Source organism: Nocardia sp. NPDC050435, assembly GCF_040655395.1.
In the GTDB taxonomy this organism is placed as follows: Bacteria; Actinomycetota; Actinomycetes; order Mycobacteriales; family Mycobacteriaceae; genus Nocardia.
The window spans coordinates 274,938-287,316 of sequence record NZ_JBFAJW010000002.1; the positions used below are offsets into that span (position 1 = coordinate 274,938).

The window sequence follows — 12,379 nt, forward strand, 5'->3', positions numbered from 1 at the left end:
GGCTAAGGTCGGCACTCGTGTCCGCTCCGCATTCGCTCGCCGAAGTCCGCGCCCGTATCGATGCCCTCGACGGCGAACTGATCCGCACGCTCGCCGAACGCCAGGCCCTGGTCCGGGCGGCGGCCGCGTTCAAGACCGACGAGCAGGCGGTGCGCGCGCCCGACCGGGCGGCCCGGGTGGTGGCGCTGGCCCGCGAACGGGCCGCGGCCGCCGGACTCGCGCCCGCGGTCGCGGAAGCGGTGTGGCGCGCCATGATCGGGGCGTTCATCGAGCTGGAGCTGACCGAGCACGCCGCACTCACCCGCGATGCGGACTAGGACGGGACCTTGATGCGGCCCTTCCACGTACCCAGCGTCTCGACCTTGTACTCGTCGAAGTAGCCGCCCAGGATCGACTCCCGGATCCGGTCCACCAGGCGCACCGTGTAGCGCTCGTTGTGGATGGTGCACAGCGTCGCGGCCAGCATCTCCTTCGCCTTGAACAGGTGATGGATGTAGGCCCGGGTGTAATTGGCGCAGGTGTAGCAGTCGCAGGTGTCGTCGATCGGGGTGAAATCGCGGCGAAAACGGCTGGTGTTGATGTTGAACCGCCCCTCGGCGACATAGATCGCGGCATTGCGGGCGACCCGGGAGGGGTTGACGCAGTCGAAGGTGTCGGCGCCGTTCTCGACGGCGGTGAAGATGTCCTCCGGCTCGCTGATGCCGAGCATGTGCCGCGGCTTGTGCTCGGGCAGTTCGGCACAGCACCAGCCGACGATCGTGCCGAGATTGTGCTTCTCCAGCGCGCCCCCGATGCCGTACCCGTCGAAGCCGGTGCCGCCGGCGCCGCGCAGTTCCTCCAGGCCGCGGCAGGCCGAGCGGCGCAGATCCTCGTACTGCGCGCCCTGGATCACGCCGAACAGCGCCTGATAGGGCCGGTGCGACCGCTCGGCGGTCAGCTTCTCGTGCTCGTCCAGGCAGCGCTTGGCCCACAGGCGCGTGCGCTCCAGCGACTTCTCCTGGTAGCCACGGGTATTCAGCAGCGTGGTGAGCTCGTCGAAGGCGAACATGATGTCCGCGCCGAGCTGGTGCTGGATGCCCATCGACACCTCGGGGGTGAACCGGTGCCGGGAACCGTCCAGGTGCGAGCGGAAGGTGACGCCGTCGTCGTCGACGGTGGCCAGGCGCTCCTTGCCCTTGGCGATCACGTCGTCGTTCTGCACGCCGACGGCCTCCATGGCCAGCACCTTCTTGAACCCGACGCCCAGCGACATCACCTGGAAGCCACCGCTGTCGGTGAAGGTGGGGCCGGACCAGTTCATGAACTTGCCGAGACCGCCGGCCTCGTCCACGATGTCCGGCCCGGGCTGCAGATACAGGTGGTAGGCGTTGGCCAGCAGCGCCTGTGACCCCAGCTCCCGCATGGTCTCCGGCAGCACCGCCTTCACCGTCGCCTTGGTGCCCACCGGGATGAACGCCGGTGTCGCCACCTGGCCGTGCGGCGTGCTGATCACCCCCGCACGGCCGTGCCGCCCGCCGTCCAGCCGGGCATCGATGCGGAAGGAGAACTGTTCGGGGTCAGACACCCGCCCATCCTCCCAGGTCCGCTCGATCGGCCCGGTGCGGGCTCGCGCCGGTCAGACGTCGGCGGCCGCGGCAGCCGCGAACTGGGCGTTGTAGAGCCGGTAGTACGCGCCGCGCTCCTGCAGCAATCGCTCGTGGTTGCCGTGCTCGACGATCCGGCCCGCCTCCATGACGACGATCAGGTCGGCGTCGCGGATGGTGGACAGGCGATGCGCAATGACGAAGCTGGTGCGATCACGGCGCAGGGCCGCCGTCGCGTGCTGCACGAGCAGCTCGGTGCGGGTGTCCACCGAGCTGGTCGCCTCGTCCAAAATCAGGATGGACGGCTTGGCCAGGAATGCCCGCGCGATGGTGATCAGCTGCTTCTCGCCCGCGCTGACGCCCGAGCCCTCCTCGTCGATGACGGTGTCGTAGCCGTCGGGCAGCGCGTGCACGAACCGGTCGACGTAGGCCGCGCGCGCGGCTTCCAGCAGCTCGGCTTCGCCGGCGTTCGGATTGCCGTAGGCGATGTTCTCCCGGATGGTGCCCTTGAACAGCCAGGTGTCCTGCAGCACCATGCCGATGCGGGAACGCAGGTGATCGCGGGTGATCTCGGTGATGTCGACGCCGTCGATGGTGATCGCGCCGGAATCCAGCTCGTAGAACCGCATCAGCAGGTTGACCAGCGTGGTCTTGCCCGCGCCCGTCGGGCCGACGATGGCGACCACGTGCCCGGGCTCGGCGACCAGCGACAGCCGTTCGATGATCGGCTTGTCCGGCTCGTACCGGAAGGAGATGCCTTCGAATTCGACCCGGCCGCGGTCCACCGGGCGGGTGTTCTCCATGACCGGATCCGGCGATTGCTCCTCGGCGTCGAGGATCTCGAAGATCCGCTCCGCCGACGCCACGCCGGATTGCAGCAGGTTGGCCATCGCGCCGATCTGGGTGAGCGGCTGACTGAACTGGCGCGAGTACTGGATGAACGCCTGCACCTCGCCGAGCGAGAGGTTGCCCGTCGCGACCCGCAGGCCGCCGACCAAGGCGACCAGCACGAAGTTCACGTTTCCGAGGAACATGATGGCGGGCATGATCAAGCCGGAGATGAACTGCGCCTTGAAGCTCGATTCGTAGAGCTCCTGGTTCCGCTTGTCGAATTCCTGACCGACCTCGCGGCCGCGGCCGAACGCGGTAACCACCTCGTGCCCGGTGTAGGCCTCCTCGACCTGGGCGTTGACCATGCCGGTGTACTTCCACTGGTTCACGAAGTGCGGCTTGGAGCGCTTGGCGATCTGCGCGGTGATGATGATCGCCGCGGGCACGGTGAGCAGCGCGATCAGCGCCAGCAGCGGCGAGATCCAGAACATCATGATCAGGATGCCGATCACGGTGAACAGCGAGGTGAGCAGCTGGCTCATCGTCTGCTGCAGACTCTGCGAGACATTGTCGACGTCGTTGGTGACCCGGCTCAGCAGGTCACCGCGCGGTGCGGTGTCGAAGTAGCGCAGCGGCAGCCGGTGGATCTTGTCCTCGATGTCGCTGCGCAGCCGCTTCACCGTGCGGTTGATGACGATGTTGAGCAGGAACGCCTGCAACCAGCCGAAGACGGCCGCGCCCACGTAGAGCGCGAGCACGAGAACGAGCACCCGGCCGACCGCGCCGAAATCGACGCCGACGCCGGGGGTGACGTCCATCGCGCCGAGCATGTCGGCGAAGGTGTTGTCGCCCTTGGCGCGCAGCTGCTCGATCACCTGCTCCTTGCTGGCGCCGGCGGGCAGCTGCTTGCCGACCGCACCGTCGAACACCAGGTTCGTCGCCTTGCCGAGCAGGTAGGGGCCGAGGGTGTTGAGCACCACCGAGGTGACGACGAGGCCGATGATCACCCCGACGTAGAACCGTTCCGGGGCGAGCCGGCGCAGCAGCCGCTTGAGCGACGGGCCGAAGGACTTCGGCTTCGCGTCCGGCGCACCGGGATTGACTCCGGGTCTCATCGCACTTCCTCCGCGGACAGCTGGGATTCGACGATCTCCCGGTACTCGGGACAATCGCGCAGCAACTGCTCGTGCGTGCCGATGCCCGCCATCGCACCGTCCTCCAGCACCACGATCTGATCGGCGTCGCGGATGGTGGAGATCCGTTGCGCCACAATGACGACCGACGCTTCCCGGGTCACCGGCACCAGCGCCTCGCGCAGCCGCGCGTCGGTGGCCACGTCGAGCGCGGAGAACGAATCGTCGAACAGGTAGATCCGCGGCTGCCGCACCAGGGCGCGGGCGATCGCCAGCCGCTGGCGCTGACCGCCCGAGACGGTGGTGCCGCCCTGGGCGACCGGGGTATCCAGGCCCTGCGGCATCTCCCGTACGAAATCATCGGCCTGCGCGACTTCCAGCGCGCGCCACAGTTCTTCGTCGGTGGCGTCGGGCTTGCCGTAGCGCAGGTTGCTGGCGACCGTGCCGGAGAAGAGATAAGCCTTCTGCGGCACCAGGCCGATCTGTTCGCGCAGCAGTTCCAGATCCAGGTGGCGGACATCGGTGCCGCCGACGTACACCGCGCCGTCGGTGACATCGATCAGGCGCGGGATCAGATTGAGCAGCGTCGTCTTGCCCGCGCCGGTGGAACCGACAATGGCGGTGGTGGTGCCCGGCCGCACCTCGAACTCGATCGCCTTCAGCACCGGCTTCTCCGCGCCGGGATAGGCGAACTCGGCGTAGGAGACGTCCACCGCGGCCGGATCGGCGGTGAAAGGCTGCGGGAACTTCGGCGGCGCCACCGAGGTCTCGGTGTCCAGGACGGCGGCGATCCGGTCGGCCGAGACCGCCGCGCGCGGGGCCATCATGGCCAGGAACGAGGCCATCATGACGGCCATCAGGATCTGCATGATGTAGGACAGCATCGCGGTGAGCGAGCCGATCTGCATCGTCCCGGATTCGATCAGGTGCCCGCCGAACCAGATCACCGCGACCGCGGTGACGTTCGAGATCAGCATGACCGTCGGGAACATCAGCGCCATCAGCCGGCCGACCCGCAGCGAGGTATCGGTCAGCTCATTGTTCGCCAGCCCGAAGCGCCAGGTCTCCTGGCGCTCCCGGACGAACGCGCGGACCACGCGGATGCCGGTGATCTGCTCGCGCAGCACCCGGTTCACCTCGTCGATCCGGAACTGCATCTGCCGGAAGCCCGGCACCATGCGGGCCACGATGAGCGCCATCGAGATGCCGAGCGCGGGCACCGCGATGAGCAGCAGCCAGGACAGCCCGAAATCTTCGCGCAGCGCCATGAAGATGCCGCCGAAACACATGATCGGCGCCATCACCAGGATGGTCGCCGACATCACGATGAGCAGCTGCACCTGCTGGATGTCATTGGTGTTGCGGGTGATCAGCGAGGGCGCCCCGAAGACGCCGACCTCGCGCGCGGAGAAGGTGCCGACCCGGTGCAGCAGCGCGCCGCGCATGTCGCGACCGGCCGCCATCGCGGCCTGCGCGCCCAGGTACACCGAGCAGGCGGAGGCGACGATCTGCACGCCGGTGACCGCGAGCATCCACAATCCGGTGTTCCAGATGTAGCCGATATCGCCCCGGGTGACGCCGTTGTCGATCAGATCGGCGTTCAAGCTGGGCAGATACAGCATCGCGATGACCGAGATCAGCTGTAGTACAACAACCCCGGCCAGCTGGCCGCGGTACGGCGCGAGATGAGTGCGGAGCAGTCGGATCAACATGATGCCAGCGAGGCTACCGGCTGGCGGTGACGCCCGTCGCGTAGATTACCGGCCCGCATATATCCAGGTAGTTCAGCTCGGCTGGACGTGCGGCTCGCGCCGCGCCCAGGCGCCCGGGTCGGCGACGAGATCGCCGACGAAGCCGGGCAGGCGATCACCGGCGATGTCCTCGATCGAGACGTTCTCCAGGACCGCGCGCAGGTTCACCCGCACCGCGATCCAGACCCGCTGCAGCGGCTCGGCCACGCCGTCGTAGCGCACGTCCTCGGGGCGCTCACCGCGCACCGAGGCCAGCGGCCCCTCGACCGCGCGGATCACGTCGGCGACGGAGATGGCCGCGGCCGCGCGCGCCAGCCGGTAGCCGCCGTCGGGACCGCGCCTGCTGATCACCAGTTCGGCGCGGCGCAGCTCGCCCAGCACGGTCTCGAGCACCTTGGGCGGAATCCGCTGCGCGGTCGCGATGGCGTCGGCCTTGAGCGGGCCGGACTGCGCGGCGCGAGCGATCTCGAGCAGGGTTCGCACCGCGTAGTCGACCTTCGCGGTGATATGCACTGACTGCTCCCTGAACGATTCGGCGGGCGGTTCGCTGAGGAATCTACTGCGCTACCGCGTGCCGCAGGCGGTCAGGACACAGGTCGCCGCGTCCAGCAGCGTCGACTCGACGAGCGCCTCGTCCGCCTCGGGCACGGTCTCGCCGGAGAACAGCGCCACCTCGAGCACCTGGAGCGCGGCCGCCGCCCGCAGTCGCGCCTCCGGGCTCGGGTCCGGACCGGCCAGCCAATCCCCCAGCCGCCGGCCGAATTCGAACATGTCGGGGTAGCGACCGGCCATGGCGTTGAGGATCGCGACGGTGTCGCGCACGCACAGCGCGCCGGCGTCGCGGTTGGCGAGCATGCCGCGGATGTAGTTGCGCAGCACGTCGCGCACGCCGTCCGGGCCGTAGGGCACGGTGTCGATTTCGTCGGCCACGGCCTGCATGTGCTCGACGATCGGGCTGATGATCGCGACGAGCAGATCCAGCTTCGAGGGGTAGTGATAGTAGAGCGAAGCCTTTGTGATTCCCACCGCATCGGCGACCTCGCGCAGGCTCGATTGCTCGAATCCCTTGCTGCCGAAGAGCTTCACCGCAGCGTCTCGAATCGCCGTTTTGGTCCCGCTACCTGCGGAAACGGATTCTTCCCTCGCCGAAGTACGCATCGGATGTCCTGTCCTACCTACTGTGCCGCGCCAACAGTGCCACTGAAAATAGAGGTTGTACCTCCGCTTAGTCGCAAGTTAGAGTCTACCTACCGCACGGTAGGCAAAAAACGTCAATTGGAGGCGGGTCGTTCCCCAGTCTGGATATTGATTCCACGACATCGCTGGGCACCCGCGCGAACGCACTGTCTGACCGGCACGACCCGGCCAACCCAGTAATCGCTAGGAGTACCCTCTCGTGTCCGTATTTCTGTACAGATGGGGAAAGTTCGCTTTCCGCCGCAAGTGGATAGTGCTTCCCGTCTGGCTCGTGCTGCTGATCGTCGTCGGCGGCGTCGCCGGCGCGATCAGCAAACCCATGAACGACGACTTCTCCATGCCGAACCTGCCGTCCGAGCGCGCCAGCGACATCCTGGACAAGCACTTCCCGGGCATGTCGGCGCAGTTCAGCATGGACGCCGTGCTCGGCACCTACGTGATCAAGGCGCCGGAGGGGCAGAAGCTCACCGATCCCGCCAACAAGACCGCCATCGACGACCTGATCGCCAAGCTGCGCGAGCTGCCGATCGTCGATACCGCCAATGAGAACAAGCCGCTGGTCAACCCGGTCACGGTCGCCGAGAACATGCCGATCGGCCCCGAGAAGACGCTCGACTGCGTCGCCGTCGACCGCACCAGCGCCGACGCCAAGTCCTACTGCGCCGGAGCGCCGTTGAACGTGCTGGGCGAGCAGCCCGGCACCGTCGCGACGCTGGACGTGCCCTTCAAGATCGCGAACATCTCCGATGTCACCCCGGAGGATCGCAAGCTGGCCTACAACGTGGCCGACGCCGCGCGGCACGCCGGCCTCACCGTCGAGATGAGCGGCTCGCTGCCGCTCGAGCAGGAAGCGCCCAGCGGCTCCTCGGAGGCCATCGGCTTCGCCGTCGCCTTCGTCGTCATGATCATCGCCTTCGGCGCGCTGATCGCCGCGTTCGTGCCGCTGCTCACCGCGATCGTCGGCCTGGGCCTGGCGGTCTCGACCATCACCATGGGCACCTCGTTCCTGACCATCCCCACCTTCACGCCGATCCTGGCGACCATGATCGGCATCGCGCTGTCCATCGACTACGCGCTGTTCATCGTCTCCCGGTACAAACACGAACTGGTGGTACAGGATTCGCCCGAGGAAGCCGCGGGCATCGCCCTGGGCACCGCGGGCTCGGCGGTCGTGTTCGCCGGCCTGACCGTCATCATCGCGCTGGCCGGGCTCAGCATCGTCGGCGTGCAGTTCCTGACCTACATGGGTCTGGGCGGCGCCATCGCCGCGGCGTTCGCGGTGCTCACCGCCGTCACCTTCCTGCCCGCGCTGATGGGCGCGTTCGGCCGGTACCTGTTCAAGCCGAAGGTGCCCCTGGTCGCCAAGCACGACCCGGAGGACGACACCGCCGTCACCAACGGCACCCGCTTCGCCCGCGTCATCGGCAAGATGCCGCTGCTGACCTTCATCCTGAGCATCGTGGTGCTCGGCGCGCTGGCGGCTCCGGCGGCCGGGATGAACCTGGGCCTGCCCGGCGAGGGCAGCATGTCCAAGGAAACGACCGTCCGCAAGGCGTACGACATCCGCACCGAGGGCTTCGGCGAGGGCAGCAACGGCGTGCTGAACGTCGCGGTCGATCTCGGCACCGTCCCGCAGGACCAGCGCGACGCGGCGCTCACCGCGCTGCGCGAGCGGATCGCGTCCTACCCGGACATGGACTACCTGACCGCCACCATCCCCAGCCCCGACGGGGCGGGCGCGATGTTCAACGGCGTGCCGAAGGCGGGGCCGAACGAGCAGGTCACCAAGGACCTGGTCAAGCACGCCCGCGACGCCGAAGGCGAGTTCAAGGACCGGTTCGGCATGGAGTACGGCGTCACCGGCGTGACGGCGATCTTCGCCGACGTCGACAACGTGCTGCTCGGCAAGATCGTCCCCTACCTGGCCATCGTGGCCGGCGCGGCGTTCCTGCTGCTGATCCTGGTGTTCCGCTCGATCCTGGTCCCGCTCACCGCCGCGCTCGGCTTCCTGCTCTCCATGGCGGCCACCTTCGGCGCGACCGTGCTGATCTTCCAGGAGGGCGCGTTCGGCCTGATCGCCGATCCGCAGCCGATCATCTCCTTCCTGCCGATCATGCTGATCGGCCTGGTGTTCGGCTTGGCGATGGACTACCAGGTCTTCCTGGTGACCCGCATGCGCGAGGAATTCGTGCACGGCAAGTCCGCCAAGGAGGCGATGATCAGCGGCTACCACCACGGCGCCCGCGTGGTCACCGCCGCCGCGGTCATCATGATCTCGGTGTTCGGCGGCTTCATGCTCATGCCGGACGCGACCGCCAAGTCGATGGGCTTCGCGCTGGCCGCGGGCGTGCTGTTCGACGCCTTCATCGTCCGCATGGTGCTGATCCCATCGCTGCTGGTGCTGATGGGTAAGTGGTCCTGGTGGATCCCGACGTGGCTGGACCGGATCCTGCCGGACATCGACGTCGAGGGCGCCAAGCTGCAGGCGCTGCAGCCCAAGACCGTCGAACTGAACAAGGAGCCGGTCGGCGTGAGCTGACCCCGGCAGCCCTATGCTCGGCCCCGCATCCGCTCGGATGCGGGGCCGAGTGCGTTTCCCCTTCATAACAGGTGGCCCCGGAGTTCTTGATCTTGTGCGGCCACCGCAGCAGACTCAGGAACAAGTTCTGTTCAGTTCGGTAATCCACCGGTGCGCTCCAGACCGGTGTGGCGTGTCCTTCCAGGCTCGATCCGATCACCGCGAGGAGAACCCGTGTCCGTGTTGCTCTATCGGTGGGGCAAATTCGCCTTCCGCCGCAAATGGCTGGTCCTGCCCGTCTGGTTGCTACTGTTCCTGATCCTCGGCGCCCTGGGCAACGGCCTGAAGGAGCCGATGACCAACGACTTCAGCCTGCCGAACCTGCCGTCGGAACGCGCGACCGAGATTCTGGACAAGCACTTCCCGGGCATGTCGGAGGGCTTCAAGTTCGACGCGGTGACCGGCACCTACGTGATCGGTGCACCGGCCGGGCAGAAGCTGACCGACCCGGCCAACCGGGCCGCGCTCACGGACCTGATCGGCAAGGTCGAGGCGCTGCCGATCGTCGATCGCGCCAAGCCGGTCGTCGACCCGATCGCCGCCACCGAGCAGCTGGGCTGCCTGGTGCCCGACGCCGACCCGAGCAAGTGCAGCGGCGCGCCGCTGAACGTGCTGAACAAGACCGCCCCGGAGACAGTCGCGTTCTTCAGCGTCCCGTTCACCATCACGGATTTCACCAAGGTCACCGACGAGGACCGCAAGGCCGCCTACGACGCGGGCGCCGCCGCGCGGGCCGCCGGTCTGACCGTCGAGCTGAGCGGCACCATCGCCGTCGAGCAGGAGATGCCCAGCGGCAAGTCCGAGATGATCGGCATGGCCGTGGCGTTCGTCGTGATGATCATCGCCTTCGGCGCGATCGTCGCGGCCTTCGTCCCGATCATCACCGCCGTCATCGGCCTGGGCGCGGCCACCTCGCTGATCTTCCTGGGCACCTCGGTGCTGTCGGTGCCGAGCTTCACCACCTTCCTGGCCTCGATGATCGGCATCGCGCTCTCCATCGACTACGCGCTGTTCATCGTCTCCCGCTACAAACACGAACTGGCCGTGCAGGATTCACCCGAGGAGGCCGCGGGCACCGCGCTCGGCACCGCGGGTTCGGCGGTGGTGTTCGCGGGCCTGACCGTCATCATCGCGCTGGTCGGCCTCAGCATCGTCGGGGTGCGCTTCCTGACCTTCATGGGCCTGGGCGGCGCGATCGCCGCGGCGTTCGCGGTGCTCACCGCCATCACGCTGATGCCCGCGCTGCTCGGCGCGTTCGGCCGGTTCCTGTTCAAGCCGAAGCTGCCGCTCGTCGCCCAGGCCGATCCGGAGGACGACAGCGTCGTCACCAACGGCACCCGCTTCGCCCGCCTGATCGCCCGCGCGCCGTGGGTGACGCTGGCGCTGAGCGTGCTGATCCTGGGCCTGCTCGCCGCGCCGGCCGCCGGCCTGAACCTGGGTCTGCCCGGCGAGGACAGCATGCCCAAGACCACCACCGTGCGTAAGGCCTACGACCTGCGCACCGAGGGCTTCGGCGCGGGCAGCAACGGCATCCTGCAGGTCGCCGTCGATCTGGAGAACGTGCCCGCCGAGCGCCGCCCGGCCGCGCTGGCCGCGCTGCGCGACAAGCTCGCGTCCTACTCCGGCATGGATTACGTCACCGAGCCCACGATGAGCCAGGACGGCAGCGGCGCCCTGATCGAGGGCGTGCCCGAGGACGGCCCGAATGCCAAGGCCACCAAGGATTTGGTGGCCGAGGCCCGCGACGCCGAGGGCGCGCTGCAATCGGAGTACGGGATGCAATATGGCATCACGGGCACGACTGCCATCTATGCCGACATCGATCACGTGCTGCTCAGCAAGATCGTGCCCTACCTGGCCATCGTGGCCGGCGCGGCGTTCCTGCTGCTGATCCTGGTGTTCCGCTCGATCCTGGTGCCGCTCACCGCGGCCCTGGGCTTCCTGCTGTCGATGGCGGCCACCTTCGGCGCGACCGTGCTGATCTTCCAGGACGGCAAATTCGGCCTGATCAAGGATCCGCACGCGATCGTGAGCTTCCTGCCGATCATGTTGATCGGCTTGGTGTTCGGCCTCGCGATGGACTACCAGGTCTTCCTGATGACCCGCATGCGCGAGGAATACGTGCACGGCAAGTCGCCGACGGAAGCCGTGATCAACGGTTACCACCACGGCGCGCGCGTGGTCACCGCCGCCGCGATCATCATGATCTCGGTGTTCGGCTCGTTCCTGCTGGAGACCGACGCCACCGCCAAGTCGATGGGCTTCGCGCTCGCGGTCGGCGTGCTGCTGGACGCGTTCCTGGTGCGCATGGTGCTGATCCCGTCGCTGCTGGTGCTGCTGGGCAAGTGGTCCTGGTGGCTGCCGAAGTGGCTGGACCGGATCGTGCCCGACATCGATGTGGAGGGCACCAAGCTGCGGGCGTTGCAGGAGCAGGCGAAGACGGCCGCGCCCGTCTGACCCGGAGGCCGATCGGGCCCCCACGCTACGGCGTGGGGGCCCGATCGCTATTCATTGGCTATCTACTGGCTCGGCTGCGGCAGGTGACAGGTCCCGACCGCCGGGTTGACGCCGGTGTAGTTGAGCGGACCGGCCAGGGCCGTGAGGGCGATGGTGCCGAACCCCGAGCAGGTGATCGGACCATTGGTGAAGTGGCCGCGCTGCCCCGCGGCGAAGATGCCGATGAACAACCAGGCCATCAGGAGCAGACTCATGATTCGAGCGGGGAGACCGTGGTCACGCTCCGGTCGCTGATAGGCGGCACGATCACGCATGGTTATCACCTCGCTTCTTGCTGAGACTCTACCCGGGCGCTCCGGACTGACCGGTGGATATCGAGCAAACAGCAAACGACCGGCTACCTGCGCGGCAGCCGGTCGTTCATGGGTGTGTGGCAACCCTACTGACTGGGCTCCGGCACGTTGCAATCGTCGATCTTGGGATTGACGCCCATGTAGTTGAGCGGCCCCGCGATCACGGTCACCACGATGGTTCCGAAGCCGGCGCAGTTGACCGGCCCGCTGTCGAAGTAGTTGCGCTGGGCGGCGGCGACGATGCCGACCAGCAGCCAGATCAGGACAATTACACTTCCGATTCTCATGTGACTCTCGCGCATCTTCTCGAGCGGACCAGGCGACGCCTCGGTGCGTCACAGCGTCCCGCTGCCTGTTCGGTGGGCGATATACCCACCGCGACGCGGTTTATCCGCCGACTTTCCCGGACTCCGCGCCGATGCCGCTTGACTTCAACATTGCTTCAGGTTGTTGGCTGGTCGCATGGACGTCACGCGGACCGGGCAGCCGGAAAATC

General features: G+C 67.4%; 10 protein-coding genes. 3 read left to right on the forward strand and 7 right to left on the reverse strand.

Annotated elements, in window-relative coordinates:
* Nucleotides 1–17 precede the first annotated feature (17 nt).
* Entirely contained in the window at nt 18–317 is a 300-nt protein-coding gene (locus AB0I43_RS05650; RefSeq protein WP_356971603.1) for a chorismate mutase, read from the forward strand.
* On the opposite strand, the gene tgt is transcribed toward AB0I43_RS05650, so the two are convergent.
* The 5 genes from tgt to AB0I43_RS05675 form a co-directional block, all read right to left on the reverse strand.
* Nucleotides 314–1,564, reverse strand: a complete 1,251-nt coding sequence (tgt, locus tag AB0I43_RS05655) for a tRNA guanosine(34) transglycosylase Tgt (protein WP_356971604.1) — start codon at nt 1,562–1,564, stop codon at nt 314–316. The two genes, AB0I43_RS05650 and tgt, sit on opposite strands and share 4 nt — an antisense overlap.
* Nucleotides 1,565–1,615: 51 nt before the next feature.
* Nucleotides 1,616–3,529 (reverse strand): ABC transporter ATP-binding protein, encoded by a 1,914-nt coding sequence (locus AB0I43_RS05660; RefSeq protein ID WP_356971606.1) that lies wholly within the window; start codon nt 3,527–3,529, stop codon nt 1,616–1,618.
* Nucleotides 3,526–5,259 (reverse strand): ABC transporter ATP-binding protein, encoded by a 1,734-nt coding sequence (locus AB0I43_RS05665; protein WP_356971607.1) that lies wholly within the window; start codon nt 5,257–5,259, stop codon nt 3,526–3,528. Before AB0I43_RS05665 ends, AB0I43_RS05660 begins: the two co-directional genes overlap by 4 nt.
* A 72-nt stretch (nt 5,260–5,331) precedes the next feature.
* Entirely contained in the window at nt 5,332–5,811 is a 480-nt protein-coding gene (locus AB0I43_RS05670; protein WP_356971609.1) for an Rrf2 family transcriptional regulator, read from the reverse strand.
* Nucleotides 5,812–5,862: 51 nt separating this feature from the next.
* Nucleotides 5,863–6,456, reverse strand: coding sequence for a TetR/AcrR family transcriptional regulator (locus AB0I43_RS05675; RefSeq protein WP_356971610.1), 594 nt, complete (start codon nt 6,454–6,456; stop codon nt 5,863–5,865).
* A gap of 238 nt (nt 6,457–6,694) precedes the next feature.
* Between AB0I43_RS05675 and AB0I43_RS05680 the strand changes: the two genes are divergently transcribed.
* A complete protein-coding gene (locus AB0I43_RS05680; RefSeq protein ID WP_356971612.1) occupies nt 6,695–9,034 on the forward strand; it encodes an MMPL family transporter in 2,340 nt (779 codons plus the stop codon).
* A 213-nt stretch (nt 9,035–9,247) separates the two neighbouring features.
* On the forward strand, nt 9,248–11,530 hold the full coding sequence (locus AB0I43_RS05685) for an MMPL family transporter (RefSeq protein ID WP_356971613.1): 2,283 nt from the start codon (nt 9,248–9,250) through the stop codon (nt 11,528–11,530).
* Nucleotides 11,531–11,592: 62 nt separating this feature from the next.
* On the opposite strand, the gene AB0I43_RS05690 is transcribed toward AB0I43_RS05685, so the two are convergent.
* Nucleotides 11,593–11,784, reverse strand: a complete 192-nt coding sequence (locus AB0I43_RS05690; RefSeq protein WP_356972222.1) for a hypothetical protein — start codon at nt 11,782–11,784, stop codon at nt 11,593–11,595.
* Nucleotides 11,785–11,969: 185 nt separating this feature from the next.
* Entirely contained in the window at nt 11,970–12,170 is a 201-nt protein-coding gene (locus tag AB0I43_RS05695; RefSeq protein ID WP_356972224.1) for a hypothetical protein, read from the reverse strand.
* Between the last annotated feature and the right edge of the window lie 209 nt (nt 12,171–12,379).